This window comes from Bacillus sp. ABR, assembly GCF_056172715.1.
The window spans coordinates 257,235-275,347 of record NZ_JAOYSL010000004.1; the positions used below are offsets into that span (position 1 = coordinate 257,235).

Here is an 18,113-nt window from a genome sequence, read left to right on the forward strand (position 1 = left end):
AATCTCCTTTCTCTAACATACTACCATACAAGTGCATTAGAATGGTAGACACTAATTTAATTTTTCTGAATATTACCCTGTGAGCATTTATATAACTCTTGATGATTCTAAACCATGATCAATCATAAAAGTGAGGGATATTAAAAAGAAAATTCAAAAAACTATACAAAATTCAAAAAGATTGAGTTATAATGTTTTTGAGCTACCATACTAGTATAACTAGAATATTAATAGAACGAACGGTACTCTGATCTATCAGTTAGGTGAATCATTCAGTTTTTTGAAAGCGCTATCTCATTATTAGAAGTGAAAATTTATCTTCTTGCAGAAGGGAAAGATTGATATGACCAACATCGCAATTATAGGAACTGGATCTATTGCAACTGCCCATATCGAGGCTTATCTTGCAATGCCTGAAATCAGTAAGATTGTAGCTTTAGCTGATATTTATCCTGAAAAAGCAATGTCTGCAGCAACAAAATATAACCTAGAAGCACGAGTTGTCGCTAACTACCAAGAGTTATTGAATGATCCTACGATTGATGCCGTTTCCATTTGTACACCTCCTTATATGCACGCAACCATTGCCATCGATTTTCTTAAAGCAGGCAAACATGTCTTAGTAGAAAAACCTATGGCTTCTTCTCTAAAAGAATGTGACGAAATGATAAAAGCATCTATTGAAAGCCAAAAGCTTTTATCCGTTGTTGCTCAAAACAGGTTTATGACGCCCATTATGAGATTAAAACATGTCCTTGATCAAAACCTCATTGGAAAAATCGCTCATACTCAAGTTGATTCTTTTTGGTGGCGTGGTCATAGTTACTATGATTTATGGTGGCGCGGTACATGGGAAAAAGAAGGTGGAGGTTGTACACTTAATCATGCTGTCCATCATATTGATATGTTGCAATGGATGTTAGGATTGCCGACTGACATTTTTGCAGCAACTAGTAATACCTTGCATGATAATGCAGAGGTTGAAGACCTTTCGATTGCTGTACTTCGCTATGGAAATGGCAGCTTAGCACAAGTAACCAGTTCTGTTGTTCATCATGGAGAAGAACAACAATTGATTTTTCAAGGTGAAAAAGCTAGAGTATCTGTCCCATGGAAAGTAAATGCTCAAATAGCTAAAGAAAATGGGTTTCCTCAAGAGAAAAATGATGAGGATTTAGAAAATCGTATTCAGGAAGCTTTTAATCAATATCCGGAATTGCTATTTGAAGGGCATAAAGGACAAATAAATAATTTTTTAATGGCCATCAAGGGTAACCAGAAGCTTTTAATTGATGGAACAGAAGGAAGAAATACACTAGAACTTATTACAGCCATCTATAAATCTGCAAACCAAGGTGTTCATGTGAAGCTTCCTCTTTCAGCAGACGATCCTTTTTATACACGTGAAGGAATGCTTGCGAACGTTAAGCATTTTTATGAAAAACAAAGCAGTGTAGAAAATTTTTCAGACGATACGATAACCGTTGGAGGAAATTACGAGAAACTATGAGTCTAACGTTATAAATTATTAAAAATAAACTGGAAGCTAGCTAGAGGAGGAACAAATCATGCAGAAAAGTGATGGAATGAATTATGCTCCTAAGGGAAAAAGTGCCCCTGTTGTTACAGAAGGACAATTCGTAATAGCAGCTATAGGTCTTGATCATGGACACATCTATGCAATGTGCAATGGATTAACTGAGGCTGGGGCTACATTAAAATGGGTGTATGATCATGATCAGAAAAAAGTACAAGAATTTTGTAAAGCATATCCGGAGGTACAGGCAGCCAAAAGTGAGAAAGAAGTTCTCGAAGATCCTGATGTAAGGCTCGTGGCAGGCGCAGCCATTACATCTAAACGCTGTGATTTAGGGCTGCGTGTTTTAGATCATGGTAAGCATTACTTTACGGATAAATCACCTTTTACAACGTTAGAACAATTGGAGCTTGCTCGTAAAAAAACAGCTGAAACGGGGCTTAAATGGGCTGTTTATTATAGTGAACGTTTGCACGTGGAGAGTGCCGTATTTGCTGGTCAATTGATTGAACAAGGAGCCATTGGAAAAGTGGTACAAGTTCTTGGGACTGGCCCACATCGTAGTAATGTAGAAAGCAGACCAAGCTGGTTTTTTGAAAAGGAGTATTATGGAGGTATTCTATGTGATATTGGTAGTCACCAAATTGAACAATTCCTTTACTATTCTGGCGCAAAAGATGCAAAAGTTGTACATAGTAAAGTGGGCAATTACAAACATCACCAATATCCAGAATTGGAAGACTTCGGCGATGCTACTTTAATTGCGGATAATGGGGCTACAAACTATTTTAGAGTAGACTGGCTGACTCCTGATGGCCTTAGCACTTGGGGGGATGGGCGTACATTCATTCTTGGAACAGATGGGTATATTGAAATTCGCAAATACGTAGACATAGCAAGGGATAAAACAGGAGACCATTTATACTTAGTAAATCAACAGACAGAGCAACATTTTTCTTTAAATGGAGAAGTAGGATTCCCTTACTTTGGTGAACTTATTTTAGATTGTTTAAACGATACTGAAAATGCTATGACTCAAGAACATACTTTTAAAGCCGCAGAACTATGCTTAATTGCACAACGAGACGCAATCTATGTAAATACGGAGTTTGAATTAAGTAAGATCTAAAAAAGTGAGGTGTTATTTTTGTTAATAACACCTTATTTCATTTAATTGAGATTTTCTAAACATAAGTATAGAGGTGACTATATTGTCTACATTCCTAAGCGAAGATATGATGCTTAATCACGAAAGTTCAAGAGTTCTTTATCATGATTACGCGAAAAATATGCCAATCTATGATTTTCATACGCATTTAATGGCTGATGATATTGCTGCTAACAAAAAATATGAAAATATGACTGATATTTGGCTTAATGGAGACCACTATAAATGGAGGGCTATGCGGTGGTTTGGCGTAGAAGAAAGATTGATCACGGGGAATGCAAGTGACAAGGAAAAATTTTTAGCTTGGGCCCAAACGGTTCCATATACAATAGGAAATCCTCTTTATCATTGGTCACATTTAGAATTAAGTCGTTATTTCAATGTAAATGAGTTGTTCTCAGAAAAAAATGCACATAAAGTTTGGGATATCTGTAATGAGAGATTAAATGAAAGGAACATGTCCACAAATGGAATTTTAGAAAAATTTAATGTAAAAGTTGTATGTACGACTGATGATCCAATCGATACTTTAGAAATTCATCAAATCATACGTAAAGATGTAGGAATTACTACTAGGGTCCTACCTACATTTAGACCGGATCAAGCTTTAAATATTGAACAATCAAATTTTGTGAATTATATAGAAAAATTAGGTGAGTCAATCAACGGCGTTGTTTTAACATATGAAAACTTTATCGCTTCATTACATTCACGAATTGATTATTTTCACGCGAATGGATGCAGAATGTCTGATCATGGTTTTGAAATATTTCCATTTTCACCAGCTACTGAACAAGAAGTATCTTCTATCTTTGTACGTGCGTTGCAAGGAAAAACACTATCCCAAGAGGATATCAATAAATTTAAAACAAACACTCTTCTTCACCTGAGTAAAAAATATCATTCTCTTCATTGGACCATGCAATTACACATAGGTGCTTTAAGGAATAATAACACACGAATGTTCAAGTTAACGGGAAAAGATAGTGGGTACGACTCTATGTCTGACTTCCACCTAGCAAGACATTTAAATGGTTTTTTGAATGCCTTAGACAAAGATAACCTTTTACCTAAAACCATTATCTATAATTTAAATCCCGTTCATAATGCGATTGTGGCCTCTACTATAGGGAATTTTCAATCTTCTGATGCCAGAGCAAAAATTCAATTTGGATCCGGGTGGTGGTTTAATGATCAAAAAGACGGCATGCTAGATCAAATGAAAACATTATCTAATATAGGTTTGCTTAGCACTTTCGTAGGTATGCTTACAGACTCAAGAAGCTTTTTATCGTTCCCTCGTCATGAATATTTCAGAAGAATTTTATGTAATTTATTTGGGACTTGGATAGAAAATGGGGAGCTTCCAAGGGATTACGAATTTATTGGGAAAATAGTCAAAGATATTTGTTATCACAATGCCGTGAATTATTTTAACATCGAAATAAATGAGACAGTACAAATGAAAACGAATGAATCATGCAGGAAGATATAAAATTTCTATATGAAGACTGATCATCAATAAAGTAAAAAACTGGACATGATGTACTCATGTCCAGTTTTTTATTAATGAACGCCTTTCATCGCTTTCTTAATCACTGGTGTCAGTAATAGCATTACAACGCATAAAACGATGGCCAGCAATCCGATGATACCGAAATAGACGGTTTCTGGCACTTTATCAAACAGTTTGACTACTTGCGCATTGATCGCCTGTGCCATCGCATTTGAAAGGAACCAAAGGCTCATCGTTTGCGCTGAGAAGGCAGCAGGTGCCAGCTTTGTTGTCGCTGACAGTCCAACTGGTGATAAGCAGAGCTCTCCGATCACAACGAGGAAGAAGCTCAGAACGAGCCATAATGGGCTCACAAGTGTGTTCGGACCAGACATGTATGCAGGAATGATCATGATGATGAAGGATAACCCTGCAAACAGAAGGCCGAGTGAGAATTTAATCGGGGTAGACGGCTGTTTCTTTCCAAGTCTGACCCATAACCAAGCAAACACTGGAGACAGCAGCACAATAAAGATTGGGTTCAATGATTGGAACCATGAAGACGCTAGTGTCATCCCAAGGAAATTCAAGTTTGTTCGTTGATCTGCATATGTCGCTAAAATGTTTGAGCCTTGTTCTTGAATCGCCCAGAACATCACGGCAGCAAGGAACAATGGAATATAAGCGAGAACCCTGGATTGCTCCACTGCACTCGTCTTTTTACTGAAATACATGACAATGAAATAAACAATCGGAATGAGTACACCAAGGGCACTGACAAACCAAGTGAATAGATTAATTGTGAGCGCGCCTGTTTGAATGCCAATGACAGCAAAAACTGCGAGCAAAATCACAACCAATGATCCGTAAATTTTGAAGTTCTTACGCTCGGCAGCTGATAATGGATTTGTCACATAAGTGCCGGCAAGACCAAGGTTCGGTTTTTTTGTGACCACAAATGTAATGAGTCCAACAAGCATCCCGACGGCAGCGAGTGAGAACCCGAGGTGGAAATTCACTTTTTGACCGAGTGTTCCGACAATTAATGGGGAGATAAAGCCACCCATGTTGATCCCCATGTAGAAAATACTAAATCCAGAGTCCCTGCGCGGGTCTGTTTTTGTATACAGGTCGCCAACAATGTTTGAAACGTTTGGCTTAAGAAGACCTGTCCCAATAATAATCAGTCCCATACTAATAAAGAGCGCTGTTGCTCCGCTTGGCAAAGCCAAAATCACGTGGCCAAGCATAATGAAAACTCCGCCATAAAACACCGTACTGGACGAACCAAATACCCGGTCGGCGAGCCATCCGCCAATAACTCCTGACATATAGACAAGCGCACCGTAGACCGACATGATCGAATTGGCTGTTGTCTGGTCAAAGCCTAGACCGCCTTTTGTCACCTCTGTGTACATATAATAAATAAGCAGTGCACGCATGCCATAATAGGAGAAACGCTCCCAAAATTCAGTGAAAAACAGTGTGTAAAGTCCTTTAGGATGTCCAAAAAACCCTTTTTGAGGAACACTTTTAACAATTTTATCGTGGTCGATTGTAGACATGGCATAGATCCTTTCTTAAAAAAAGAGATATGAGAAAAATGATATTCTTGTATAGTTCTTGTGTCAATATAAAACTATTCTAAAACAGGAAAATGTTAGTTCAATAGGCTTAAAGACTCAAAAAATTGAAAAATTCATTGAAGTAAAAATTATCGGAAAGTTATTCCGGAAGAATTTATTTAAAATTTGAAGCAATGTACAAGCAAACCTTTACCACATGCATAGGATGACGAGAGAACATGTGTGAAAAGGAGTGATTTAGGTTGGGGGAATTGAATGAAGCTGATCTAAAAAAACCTGTTGTCAATGTACTAGATTTTGGCGTGATTGCTGACGGGAAAACGGATTGCACAGCCAAGCTCAATGAATGTTTAGAATGGACAAAAGCACAAGGGTATTCCCATGTCTGGCTGCCGAGCGGCACATATTTAATCGATGCGGTGTACAGAGGTGATTCATTTTTTCCTTTCCGAGGTGCAGGTATACGGGTGCCAAGTCATATATGCATTGAGATGGCGCCAGACGCTGTGATAAAGGTAAAACCAAATGATTCATGGGGGTATGCAGCCTTTTATATAGGAAAGGTTCAGAATGTGACCATCCGAGGCGGACGTATTGAAGGGGATCGTCATGAGCATGTATACAAGCCGGTCCCCTCTGAACGAAAAACCCATGAATGGGGCTTTGGGGTGTGCATTGAAGGTGCCTCCCATGTCGAGGTGAATCATGTCCAAATCAAAAATTGTACGGGAGACGGCATTATTGTCAGTCCCCATGGTTTATTGACAGAGGGTGAACCGTACTCGCCTGCTGCATCTATTGATATTTCCGGCTGCACCATCACAGATTCGAGGCGCAACAACATTTCGATTACAGGCTGTGATGGGGTCATTGTGGAGGACTGTCTCTTGGAAAGAGCAGGAGTAAATGGGGTCGAGCCAAGAATGGGCATTGATATTGAAGGCTATGGAGAAAATGCCGTTAATATGGAAGAACCGCTGAATATTCAGATTCGAAACAACATCGTCAGAGGAGGGGCTGCGAGCTCAATCTATAACTTTAACGGTTATGGTGTGATCATTGAAGGCAATCATACAGATAGCAGTATCTCCTATGGCTTCTCCACCGAAACGATCATTGCCAACAATATGATTCGTGCAGTGGGAGGAGGGGTTACAAAAGCAGGGATTACGAGCTTAGGCGTCTCACTTGGCCAAACCGAAAACAATGTGATTATTATTGGCAATATGATTGAGGGGTTTGAAAAAGGGATTGATGTGAGGGGAGACAGTGTTCACATTACAGGTAATAAGATTAGTCTTTTTGAAGATGCGGCTGTGTCCGTTTATATGGCGAATCGTATTCTAATAGAAGGAAACCATATTGAATCAGGAACGAATACCGGAAAAAGGAGCGCCTCCCTGCGTATCTATCAATCGGATAGTGTCGTCTTTTCAAACAATACGGTCTATTCTGTTATCGATGCGGCCGTGGTGAGAGGAACGAATATCCTCATCCAGCACAATCAATTTAAAGAATTCAGCAGAGGAATCTGGGTTCAGGAAGGGGAAGCGGGGATCAACGGCAACCACTTTATTCAAGAAGGACACCCAGAGCTAGATTCTTCCTATACGATCAGTGTCACCGAAAATGCAAAGGCTTTCATCTGGCAGAATCGCTTTAAAAACTATCAAAACTACGCTGTATACAGTAGCACGACAGGGGCATTAGAAATTAAAGACAATTCCTTTGAAGAAACATCCTTATATGTGGTGATGTATATTAAAAATGGTTCACCACAAATTGGAGATAACCGCTTCTATTTAAATCGATCGATCGGACAGCCGACAGCGATCTTTATTGACCAGGCTTCCTCAGCTCGTGTGCTGCGCAATAACATCATCAATCTATCTCCTCAAAAAGCGATTGCTGTCCGCACCGCAAATTCCACTCATTCTGTCATCGCTCACAACATGCTGGAGCGCAGTCAATTGTTGACACACACCACAGACCGGCTCATCGGAAATATTGAGATTGATACGCCATCATGAGCGTTTAAAATCCCTTATTTTGGAGGTTCAGAAGGCGGTTGACAATCCTGTAAAAAGGGCATATAGTAATAATTATTTTTCATTTTTCGCAACATTTGCCCTTTTTTTATTAATAAAACCGATTAATTCAATCAGAAAAATGTATCTTCTAAGGACTTCAGTTTGATACATGTAGGATATAGAAAGGATGAAGAACAAGTGTCACAGCCGAAAAGGAAGCTCAAGCTAGGCGTATTCATCGCAGGAACTGGACATCACGTTGCCTCTTGGAGACATCCGAATGCAGTACCAGACGCAGCCATGAACCTAGATTATTTTAAACAATTAGCGAAAAAGGCAGAGGAAGGAAAGCTGGATTTGCTCTTTTTAGCTGACAGTTTATCCATTAATCAAACCTCTCATCCGAACGTATTAACGAGATTTGAACCGCTCACGCTGCTTTCATCGATTGCTGAGTCTACTTCAACGATTGGTTTAGCAGCAACAGCTTCCACTACATACAGTGAGCCTTTCCATATTGCAAGACAGTTTGCCTCCCTTGATCATTTATCAGGCGGAAGAGCGGCATGGAATGTGGTCACATCTTCTATTGAAGAAACAGCGAAAAATTTTAGCGGAGAAGAGCATTTAGCACATCATAAACGTTATGAGCGGGCAGAAGAGTTCGTCGAAGTCGTCAAAGGTCTCTGGGATTCTTGGGAGGAAGACGCCCTAATCAGAAACAAGGAAACAGGAGAATTCTTCGAATCTAGTAAGCTTCATGAGCTCCAGCATAAAGGTGAGTTCTTCTCAGTCAGGGGGCCTCTCAACTTATCACGCACGCCGCAAGGGCAGCCTGTGATCATTCAAGCAGGATCTTCCGAAGATGGTCAAAAGCTTGCAGCAAAAACAGCAGAGCTCATTTTCACTGCACAAAACGATCTCGAAAAAGCGAAGGAATTTTATCAAAGCTTGAAGGGGAAAGTAGAGGCTGCTGGCCGTGCTAGAGAGGACGTCAGCATCATGCCGGGTATCTTCCCGATCATTGCTGATACAGAGGAAGAAGCCCGAGCAAAATATGAAGAATTACAGGAGCTGATTGTTCCTGAGATTGGACTGAGCATTCTGCAAAATTACTTAGGCGGAATTGATCTGTCTCAGTATCCGTTAGACGGACCGCTTCCAGAGATTGATCCGAGCACGTCAAATGCGGTGAAAAGCCGTTTTGATCTCGTGATGAATATGGCGAGAAAGGATAACCTGACCATTCGCCAGCTCTATCAATCAGTTGCCGGCTCACGCGGTCATAATATTTTCATTGGAACGCCGGAGCAGCTGGCAGACGTGATGGAAACATGGCTGAATGAAGAAGCAGCAGACGGCTTTAATGTCATGCCGCCGCTCTTGCCAGAAGGACTGGATGTGTTTGTAGACCGCGTCGTCCCAATCCTTCAGGAACGAGGCTTATTCAAAACCGATTACACAGGACAAACCTTACGAGAAAATCTCGGACTAACAGAGCCAAAAAATCGCTACACGACATAAGGTGAGGTGACTAACGTTGGGATACACGTTTCGTCTGGCAACAGAGGCAGATATAGAGGCGCTGCTTGAACTAACAACAAGAGCCTATGAGCCAATTCGTGAGCTCGGCATTCAGTTCCAAGCAGCACATGCCGATTTCGCTCTCGTTCAGAATAATGTACAAAAGAATCTTTGCTATGTGATGGAAGAAAACGGAGAGCTTCTATCCACCTTATCACTCCGCATGCCTTGGGGAGAGCAGCCAGGACCGTTCGGCGTCCCTCACATCTGGTGGTTTGCCTCAGAACCAGCCGCCAAAAAAGGGACAGGCTCTGCCTTGCTGGAATGGGTTGAAACCGAAGTACTAAGGGATACACTAAAGGTACCGTACGTGTCACTCGGTACAGCTGATAAGCACCCGTGGCTCGTAGAAATGTATGAGCGCAAAGGCTATGTCAGAGCAGGAGAAAAGGATTTAGGCAAAGGTCATATCACGGTTTATTTTAAAAAACAATTAAGATCAGATATCACACAACCATAAGACGAAAGAAGGGTTTTCGAACATGAAAAACAAAAAGTGGCTAGTCGTTCTTTTTGCAGCAATGCTGGCAGTTTTAGCAGCTTGCGGTGGTAACAATCAAAGTGAAGGCAAAGACGAAAAAGTATTAAAAGTAGGCGCTACTGGACAAAGCTATCCATTCGCTTATAAAGACGATGGCAAGCTTGTCGGATTCGATGTTGAAGTAACAGAAGCCATTGCGAAAAAGCTTGGCTACAAACTAGACTGGCAGCTGAGCGAATTCAGCGGACTAATGGGGCAGCTGACATCTGGTAAGCTCGATACGGTGTCAAACCAAGTTGCCATTACAGACGAGCGTAAACAAACATTTAACTTTACAGATACGTACGCATACGCAGGAACACAAATCATCGTGAAAAAAGACAACAACGACATCAAAGGTCTTGATGATTTAAAAGGAAAAACAGTGGCGGCGGTTCTTGGCTCTAACCATGCTAAAAACTTAGAGAGCAAAGACCCAGATAAGAAAATCAAGATTAAAACATATGAAACGCAAGACGGCGTATTAAATGAAGTGGCAAATGGCCGCGTAGATGCTTATGTCAATGGACGCAGTGTATTACTTGCTCAAATTGAAAAAACAGGTCTGCCGCTGAAAATCGTAGGCAACCCAATTGTGTATGAAGAAGTAGGCTACCCATTTGCGAAAGATAAAAAGCATGACAAACTAAGAGAAGAATTTAACAAAGCCATCAAAGAATTAAGAGAAGACGGGACACTTAAAAAATTGTCTGAGAAATATTTCAAAGACGATGTCACAGTGCCAATTAAAAAATAACAACAGCGGCGGTGAAGAGCAGACATGAACAAAATTGATTGGCAGTATATGGTGACGGTTTTTCCGACACTGCTTCAATACTTGCCGATAACGATCTTCATGGCGATTGTCTCCATGGTATTTGCCATTATCATTGGTGTGGTATTCGCTCTTATTACGAAAAACCGGATACCTGTTTTATACCAATTTGCCAAGCTGTATATTTCTTTCTTCAGAGCGGTTCCAACCTTGGTTCAGCTCTTTCTCATTTATTTTGGTCTCCCGCAGCTATTCCCTGCGATGACCTCAATGGATGCTTTAACAGCGGTCATTATCGGATTAAGTATTAAAAACTCAGCATACTTAGCAGAAATTTTCAGAGCGGCTCTGAACTCAGTGGATGAAGGGCAGCTTGAGGCATGCTTATCTGTCGGTATGACAAGATGGCAGTCTTACGTCAGAATTATTTTCCCGCAGGCCATTAGAAATGCGATTCCAGCGACGGGGAATACCTTTATTGGTCTTTTAAAAGAAACATCTCTTGCCTTTACGATTGGTGTGGCAGAAATGTTTGCACAAGGGAAGATGATTGCATCGGCGAACTATAAATACTTTGAAACCTATTTAGCCGTAGGGATTGTGTATTGGGTGATGACCATCATTTATAGCTTCCTGCAAGACCTATTTGAACGAAAAATCAGCAAACCTTACCGGAATTAAGGAGGTGTGGACATGATCAAGCTCACCAATTTGAAGAAATCATTCGGCGACCTTGTCGTCTTAGACGGAATCAATCTCGACGTGCAAAAAGGGCAGGTTGTGGCCATTATCGGACCTTCTGGCTCCGGTAAATCCACCTTGCTGCGCTGCTTAAATTTATTAGAAACACCAGATGAAGGCACGATTGAAATTGGCGATGCGAAGCTCGATGCGTCTAAATATTCACGTAAAGAAGCCCATCACCTGCGTCAACAAACGGCTATGGTGTTTCAAAACTATAATTTATTTAAAAACAAGACAGCGCTACAAAACATTACAGAATCATTGCTTGTGACGAAAAAAATGACAAAGCAGCAGGCGAATGAAATCGGTATGAAACTGCTGAAGCAGGTAGGGTTAGAGCAAAAGGCTGACAGCTATCCAGTCACATTATCTGGCGGGCAGCAGCAGCGGATTGGGATTGCCCGCGCGTTAGCGGTTGATCCACATGCGATTTTGCTGGATGAACCAACGTCAGCGCTTGATCCAGAGCTTGTCTCAGGTGTGCTTCAAGTCATTAAATCCATTGCGATTCAAGAAACAACGATGATCATCGTTACACATGAAATGGCGTTTGCAAGAGAAGTGGCAGACCATGTGATTTTCATGGCAGATGGTCATATTATTGAGCAGGGCACGCCAACTGAGTTATTTGATGAAACGAAGAATGAACGGACGAAACGATTTATCCAAAAAGAAGCAGCGGCTGAAGAAGCATAAGCTGCTTTTTATTCTTTAGAGGGGTGATTGATAGTGAAATCAATAGGAAATGAAGCTTTAAACAAACGTTTAATCAACATTCGCCGAACACTTCATGAGCATCCAGAGCTGGCGTTTGAAGAATATGAAACGACAAAGAAACTGCGCCGCTGGTTAGAAGAGGAAAGGATCACTGTACTTGATATCCCAGCCCTGCAAACAGGCGTTGTCTGTGAAATCAAAGGAGAACAAGAAGGACCGACGATTGCTCTGAGAGCCGATATTGACGCTCTTCCGATTGAAGAAGCATCTGCCGAACCATTTTCTTCAAAGGTACTGGGCAAAATGCATGCATGCGGTCATGATTTCCATACAGCTTCTATTTTTGGGGCGGCTCTTTTATTAAAGGAGCGGAAACACGAGATCAAAGGAACGGTCCGTATTTTGTTCCAGCCGGCTGAGGAAGTTGCTCAAGGAGCGAAACACGTCATAGAGGCAGGCGTTTTAGATGGAGTCGATGCGATTTTCGGTATGCACAACAAACCTGACCTGCCAGTTGGCACGATTGGCATTAGAGAAAAAGCATTGATGGCGAGTGTGGATCGGTTTGAAATCGATATTAAAGGAACGGGAGGTCATGCCGGGATTCCAAATCACACGGTGGACCCCATTGCCATCAGCGGGCAGATCACAAGTGCCCTTCAGCAAATCGTCAGCCGCCGCATCAGCTCCTTGCATCATGCGGTTGTCAGCATCACACGCATTCAAGGCGGTACATCATGGAATGTCATACCCGACCGTGTCGAGATGGAAGGAACGGTGCGGACGTTTGAGCCTGAAGTAAGAGCAATGATTCCACAGCTCATGAAACAAATCGTCAGCGGAATTGCAGAAGGGTTTGGAGCAGAGGCTGAAGTGAGATGGCATCCTTATTTGCCTTCTGTCATGAATGATGAGTGTCTGACAAAGGTGGTAGAAGAAACGGCGGGCTCTCTTAACTTAGATGTTGTGCAGGCAGAGCAGTCACCGGGCGGAGAAGATTTTGCCCTTTATCAAGAACACATTCCAGGCTTTTTTGTATGGATGGGGACCAGTGGTACGAAGGAGTGGCATCACCCTGCGTTTACTTTAAATGAAGACGCACTTCCGGTTGCTGCTGCCTTCTTTGCTGAGCTTGCCGTTCGGGCATTGGAGTCTCGATCATGGAATTAACAAAACAACTGGCAGATGCAGTGCTTTCTGCTGATCCGCTGCAAGATGAACGGGCCATTCAAATGGCTAGAAATGGCCTGTTGGATGCTGCGGCATCAGCGCTTGCTGCGAAAGAGGATGAAGGGATTCAGAAGCTGATGCAGCTTGTTGAACAGGAAGGCGGAGCCGCTCAGATTCCTGTCATGGGACAAGGGAGGAAGGTGAGTCGCCAATCCGCAGCAATGCTGAACGGCTACCTCATCCATGCCCTTGATTATGATGATGTGCACTCAGATGTGAGAGGACATCCAAGTGCGGTCATCATTCCGGCGCTGCTATCACAGCTGACAGACGGCAAAGGGTATGGCGAACGGTTTTTAGCTGCCTACATCACAGGTGTTGAAGTGATGGCAAGACTTGGCGAATCCATCGGCAAAGCACATTATGAGCGGGGCTGGCATAATACGGGAACACTCGGAGCCATTGCGGCAGTGTGTGCGATTGGCTATTTGAAGCAGGTCACACGAGAAGAACTGACGAAAGCTATCGGCTTTGCCGGGGCGCAATCAGCTGGAATGCGAAAGCAATTTGGCTCTGATATGAAACCATTACAAGCCGGCTTAGCTGCTAAAACAGCCGTTTGGTCTATGGATTTAGCTTGTTCAGGTTTTGGCGGGAATGACTCGGTTCTTGATGGCGCACTTGGTTTCTTTTCACTTTATGGAGATCAGGAGCGTGCGGAAAGCCGTTTGCTAGAAGGCTATGGTTCTACATGGCGTATCGTTTCACCTGGGCTGTGGTTCAAAGTATATCCATTCTGCTCAGCAGCCCACCATGCGGCAGATGCGATCCAATCTTTAATGAAAGAGCGGGCTTTTTTGCCGGAGCAGGTAAGACAGGTCGAGGTCATATTCCCGCCAGGCGGAGATGCAGCGCTTATTGAACGAACACCTTTGACTGGGGAAGAAGGACGATTCAGTGTCGAATATGTCATCGCACTTGCAGTGTTTGGACAGACGCTTACGCTGGATGCCTTTACGAAAAAAAATATTCCATCAGACATGTGGATATGGATGAAACGGGTGAGCAGAGGATATGATCAAACGATAGAGCCCCATCCCGATGCTGTTCCAAAAGGACGCTTTACGATTGTGAAGCTCACCTTATCTGACGGCACCACCATCAGCAAACGAGTTGATGTACCTCGGGGAGCACCAGGCTGTGCGTTATCGAAAGAAGATATCATACAAAAGTTAAGCAGCGTCACAAGCGCATCACAAGATCAGCAGATTTTACAGGCGGTTAAAGAGGGAAACGACGCTGCGTATTTGAAGTTGCTGGCATGATAAAAAAGCTCATCAATAGAGATGAGCTTTTTTAAATAGATCTATCATAAACTGTCAGGAAGTTCTTTATCTAAATATATGAGAATTCCTCATGAGTTAAAGAACCATAAATGACAATGTCCTCATCTTGATATGTTGTAAAGTAATGTTGAATCATAACTCAACTAACATCTTGACCATCTTCTGCAATTCCATCATCAAAAAACTCAGGTGATTCACCGCAGTATTAGTTTTTTCAAAAAGTATGAATAAAAGATGACCAAACGATGATAAGTTCATGAAAACAGTGGAATCCAATTGAGATTTGAGAGGGAAGATGTAAAATAAAGCTACATAAAGAAAAACAATGGCAGCAGCGGAGGCTGATGATGAAAATATTAATGATTGAAGATAATCAGAGTGTTTGTACAATGACGGATATGTTTTTTCAACGAGAGGGATTTCAAGCTGAATTCGTTCATGATGGATTAGAAGGACTGAATCGCTTTCAGCAAGAGGAGAATTGGGATCTGCTCATCTTAGATGTCATGCTTCCTTCGATGGATGGTCTGACCATTTGTCAAAAGGTGCGTCAGATCAGTGATGTTCCGATTATCATGCTGACAGCAAAGGAAACCGAATCTGATCAGGTACTTGGTTTTGATCTTGGGGCAGATGATTATGTGACCAAGCCCTTTAGCCCACTAACCTTGATGGCAAGAATTAGAGCGGTGAAACGACGCTTTGCTCATACAACGACTCAAGACAAGGTGAATGAGGGTGAACGGCTGGAGACAGCACATTTTCAGTTGGATAAGAAAACGAGGGAAGTTTTCCTGGATGGAGAGCGAATAGAGAACCTCACACCAAAGGAATACGATCTGTTGTGCTTTTTTATTCAGCATCCTCGGCAAGTATTTTCACGAGAACAATTGCTTGAGCAAATTTGGGGATATCAATTTTATGGAGATGAACGAACGGTAGATGTCCATATTAAACGGCTGCGCCAAAAAATTGGGGACGGTCCTAAGCCCTTTTTGTATACAGTATGGGGCGTAGGGTATAAGTTCGATGAAGATTAAATATTTTTATCAGCTGCTGATCAGTCATCTTGGGTTATTGCTCATCGCCATTGTCATTATCAGCACCCTTTTATCTCATTTTGTGAAAGATATTGCCTATCAAAACAGAGTGAATGAAATGAGCTCCTATGGGAATGAAATCTTGCAAGATTATAAACGACTCCCTAAAAGCGAGATGACCTTTCGTCTGCGTCCATTTGAAGATATTCTTTCGACGAGGCAAATTCGTTTTTTCGTGTTTGATGAAAAAGGAGATATTCTCTCTCAGCAGCAAGAGATGCCGCCGCATGAAGTATTATTGACAAAGGATTTATGGGCCAAACTCTCAAAAGGAGAGCAAATCATTGACAAGCGAAGTGATTCACGCCGCCTTGATCAAGAGGCATCACTTGTGGCACTCCCTGTCATGGAGGATGGTAAGCTAAAGGGCGGAGTCGTCCTTATTGCCCCGATTCAAGGCGCTGAACAGCTCATCGCTCAAATGAATCGTTATCTGTATATCATCGTATTTGTGGCACTGACGATCACCTTTATTCTCAGCCTGTTCTTGTCTAAATTTCATGTGAACCGCATCAAAAAGTTGAGAGAGGCGACTGAAAAGATTGCGCAAGGTGATTACAACATCAAGCTTGAAAACAAACACCTTGATGAAATTGGCACACTTGGTGAGGATTTTAATATGATGGCCAAGCGTCTTCAGCAATCAAGAGAGGAAATTGACCGGCTCGAAAAGCGCAGACGCCAATTTATCGCAGATGTGTCTCACGAATTGAAAACACCGCTGACCACCATTCGAGGACTGGTGGAATGGCTGAACACAGCGGATGTGTCAGCAGAAGAGAAAGAGAAATGCTATTCCTTAATTACTGACGAGACAAAACGTATGCTACGCCTCGTCAATGAAAATATGGATTATGAGAAAATTAGATCGAATCAAATTATCCTTCAGAAATTTCACTATCCACTCATTGACACATTTGAAGTGATGAAAGAGCAGCTGAGCCGAATCGCCGAAGAGAAAAACAATCAGCTGATCGTGGATGTTGATCCCAAGCTAAAGGTTTATGCGGATTATGACAGGCTTATTCAAATGCTTGTCAATATCACAAAGAACGCGATTCAATTCACAGAAGGCGGTCGTATTTACTTAAGAGGAAAACAAGGAAATCAAGAGACGATCATTGAAGTGGAAGACACAGGCATTGGCATTGCGCCAGATGAAGTCAAACACATATGGGAACGTTTTTATAAAGCGGATATCTCAAGAACGAATACACCGTATGGAGAATACGGATTGGGCTTGTCCATCGTGAAGCAGCTTGTGGACTTACATGAAGGGCATATTGATATGAAAAGTGAAAAAAACAAAGGAACGACATTTACCATTCGACTGCCGTTTCCAGAAGAAAAGGGCTAAAATGAAGTTCATTTTAGCCCTTTTTGGTGAATCACCACTTATTCTTTTTTGGTAAACGTTAACCCAATATGAGCTAGTGCCTGCGGTAAATCTTTTCGGATAGTGATGTCTTTAAACGATATATTGGATTGAATCGCACTTAAAGCAAGGTCTTGTTTAATGCCTGTTAAAACTGCCGAAATTCCTAAAAGTCTCAGCGTTTGTGCGTAGCTGACCAAATATTGAATGCTCTGTTCATTCAGGCTTTTTGTTCCCGATACATCAATAACCAAATGAGAGAGCGACAGCCTGTAGCTTTCCTGTAAAATGGTTTCCAAAATATGCTGAGCACGTGTCTCTTCAATATCACCAAGCAGAGGAAGCACGGCGACACCGTCAACAACTGGTACGATCGGTACAGACAATTGCTGAATCTGCCTGTTGGCACGGTCTAGCTCGAGAACGTAGCTTAATAAAGAAGCCATCGTTTCAAACATATACACATGCTCTTCTGTGAAATGATTTGGTCTCACATCAAGTCCGCAAATCGTTCCGTAGTTCGTCCCATCTGTGAAATCAATGGGAACCCCAATGAACGAGCCGCCTTGAAGATTTTTCGTGACCTCTAAGTATTTAAAACGGTCATCTTTCGAAATGTCAGGGATCACAAGTGTAGCCTGATGGTCGACCGCCAGCTTGCAAAATGTCTTTTCATAAGGAAGTTCTTCCCCTTCTTCAAGAAGCTGCTCGTCATGATTTAACACTTTTACAATTTGATTGGTGTTTTGATCATTTTTAGCGATAAACAGTGTATTCACACCAATGAATTGACTCATCATGTTTAAAATACTAGTAGAAGCATCATGAAAATTGCGAAACTGTTTTAATAGTTGTTGACGAGGCATTGTTTTAGGACTCCTTGTAGCTCCGATCATAGGTCGGAACGGATAGTTGATTTGTCTCTATCATACAAAATCAAACGAGAAATAGATACACTTTAATGCG

15 protein-coding genes are annotated in these 18,113 nt (G+C 41.8%); 13 read left to right on the plus strand and 2 right to left on the minus strand.

Annotated features, from left to right (window positions below):
• Positions 1-343 precede the first annotated feature (343 nt).
• The 3 genes from OIT90_RS14550 (at position 344) to uxaC (ending at position 4,200) form a co-directional block, all read left to right on the plus strand.
• Positions 344-1,510 carry a Gfo/Idh/MocA family protein gene (locus tag OIT90_RS14550; RefSeq protein ID WP_151284003.1) on the plus strand — a complete coding sequence of 389 codons (1,167 nt, stop codon included), beginning with the start codon at positions 344-346 and terminating at the stop codon, positions 1,508-1,510.
• A 58-nt stretch (positions 1,511-1,568) separates the two neighbouring features.
• Positions 1,569-2,666: a Gfo/Idh/MocA family protein gene (locus tag OIT90_RS14555; RefSeq protein WP_144494706.1), complete on the plus strand. Its 1,098-nt coding sequence runs from the start codon at positions 1,569-1,571 to the stop codon at positions 2,664-2,666.
• Positions 2,667-2,748: 82 nt separating this feature from the next.
• Positions 2,749-4,200 carry a glucuronate isomerase gene (gene uxaC, locus OIT90_RS14560; RefSeq protein ID WP_339208886.1) on the plus strand — a complete coding sequence of 484 codons (1,452 nt, stop codon included), beginning with the start codon at positions 2,749-2,751 and terminating at the stop codon, positions 4,198-4,200.
• 71 nt (positions 4,201-4,271) lie between these two features.
• On the opposite strand, the gene OIT90_RS14565 is transcribed toward uxaC, so the two are convergent.
• Positions 4,272-5,765 (minus strand): peptide MFS transporter, encoded by a 1,494-nt coding sequence (locus OIT90_RS14565; RefSeq protein ID WP_024425520.1) that lies wholly within the window; start codon positions 5,763-5,765, stop codon positions 4,272-4,274.
• Between the two features lie 263 nt (positions 5,766-6,028).
• Here OIT90_RS14565 and OIT90_RS14570 point away from each other — a divergent pair, with 263 nt between their 5' ends.
• The 10 genes from OIT90_RS14570 (at position 6,029) to OIT90_RS14615 (ending at position 17,129) form a co-directional block, all read left to right on the plus strand.
• Positions 6,029-7,816 carry a right-handed parallel beta-helix repeat-containing protein gene (locus OIT90_RS14570; protein ID WP_474892667.1) on the plus strand — a complete coding sequence of 596 codons (1,788 nt, stop codon included), beginning with the start codon at positions 6,029-6,031 and terminating at the stop codon, positions 7,814-7,816.
• Between the two features lie 198 nt (positions 7,817-8,014).
• Positions 8,015-9,340: an LLM class flavin-dependent oxidoreductase gene (locus tag OIT90_RS14575; protein WP_474892668.1), complete on the plus strand. Its 1,326-nt coding sequence runs from the start codon at positions 8,015-8,017 to the stop codon at positions 9,338-9,340.
• A 16-nt stretch (positions 9,341-9,356) separates the two neighbouring features.
• Positions 9,357-9,860 (plus strand): GNAT family N-acetyltransferase, encoded by a 504-nt coding sequence (locus OIT90_RS14580; protein WP_060699768.1) that lies wholly within the window; start codon positions 9,357-9,359, stop codon positions 9,858-9,860.
• Positions 9,861-9,882: 22 nt separating this feature from the next.
• Complete coding sequence (locus tag OIT90_RS14585) at positions 9,883-10,677, plus strand: amino acid ABC transporter substrate-binding protein (RefSeq protein ID WP_058837323.1); 795 nt, start codon at positions 9,883-9,885, stop codon at positions 10,675-10,677.
• A 24-nt stretch (positions 10,678-10,701) separates the two neighbouring features.
• On the plus strand, positions 10,702-11,376 hold the full coding sequence (locus tag OIT90_RS14590) for an amino acid ABC transporter permease (protein ID WP_024427305.1): 675 nt from the start codon (positions 10,702-10,704) through the stop codon (positions 11,374-11,376).
• 12 nt (positions 11,377-11,388) lie between these two features.
• Entirely contained in the window at positions 11,389-12,135 is a 747-nt protein-coding gene (locus OIT90_RS14595; RefSeq protein WP_039176505.1) for an amino acid ABC transporter ATP-binding protein, read from the plus strand.
• Positions 12,136-12,168: 33 nt separating this feature from the next.
• Complete coding sequence (locus tag OIT90_RS14600; protein ID WP_474892669.1) at positions 12,169-13,326, plus strand: amidohydrolase; 1,158 nt, start codon at positions 12,169-12,171, stop codon at positions 13,324-13,326.
• Positions 13,317-14,651, plus strand: coding sequence for an MmgE/PrpD family protein (locus OIT90_RS14605; protein ID WP_474892670.1), 1,335 nt, complete (start codon positions 13,317-13,319; stop codon positions 14,649-14,651). The genes OIT90_RS14600 and OIT90_RS14605 overlap by 10 nt, the downstream gene beginning before the upstream one ends.
• Before the next feature lie 368 nt (positions 14,652-15,019).
• Positions 15,020-15,712, plus strand: a complete 693-nt coding sequence (locus OIT90_RS14610; RefSeq protein WP_474892671.1) for a winged helix-turn-helix domain-containing protein — start codon at positions 15,020-15,022, stop codon at positions 15,710-15,712.
• On the plus strand, positions 15,702-17,129 hold the full coding sequence (locus OIT90_RS14615) for an ATP-binding protein (RefSeq protein WP_474892672.1): 1,428 nt from the start codon (positions 15,702-15,704) through the stop codon (positions 17,127-17,129). The genes OIT90_RS14610 and OIT90_RS14615 overlap by 11 nt, the downstream gene beginning before the upstream one ends.
• 38 nt (positions 17,130-17,167) lie before the next feature.
• Here the strand turns inward: OIT90_RS14615 and OIT90_RS14620 are convergent, their stop codons facing one another.
• Entirely contained in the window at positions 17,168-18,013 is an 846-nt protein-coding gene (locus OIT90_RS14620; protein ID WP_474892673.1) for a GAF domain-containing protein, read from the minus strand.
• Positions 18,014-18,113 lie beyond the last annotated feature (100 nt).

Coding starts and splice junctions, on each gene's coding strand:
- OIT90_RS14565 (WP_024425520.1), bottom strand. CDS start 5,765: ATGTCTACAATCGACCACGATAAAATTGTTAAAAGTGTTCCTCAAAAA.
- OIT90_RS14605 (WP_474892670.1), top strand. CDS start 13,317: ATGGAATTAACAAAACAACTGGCAGATGCAGTGCTTTCTGCTGATCCG.
- OIT90_RS14590 (WP_024427305.1), top strand. CDS start 10,702: ATGAACAAAATTGATTGGCAGTATATGGTGACGGTTTTTCCGACACTG.
- OIT90_RS14585 (WP_058837323.1), top strand. CDS start 9,883: ATGAAAAACAAAAAGTGGCTAGTCGTTCTTTTTGCAGCAATGCTGGCA.
- OIT90_RS14595 (WP_039176505.1), top strand. CDS start 11,389: ATGATCAAGCTCACCAATTTGAAGAAATCATTCGGCGACCTTGTCGTC.
- OIT90_RS14550 (WP_151284003.1), top strand. CDS start 344: ATGACCAACATCGCAATTATAGGAACTGGATCTATTGCAACTGCCCAT.
- OIT90_RS14620 (WP_474892673.1), bottom strand. CDS start 18,013: ATGCCTCGTCAACAACTATTAAAACAGTTTCGCAATTTTCATGATGCT.
- OIT90_RS14615 (WP_474892672.1), top strand. CDS start 15,702: ATGAAGATTAAATATTTTTATCAGCTGCTGATCAGTCATCTTGGGTTA.
- OIT90_RS14555 (WP_144494706.1), top strand. CDS start 1,569: ATGCAGAAAAGTGATGGAATGAATTATGCTCCTAAGGGAAAAAGTGCC.
- OIT90_RS14610 (WP_474892671.1), top strand. CDS start 15,020: ATGAAAATATTAATGATTGAAGATAATCAGAGTGTTTGTACAATGACG.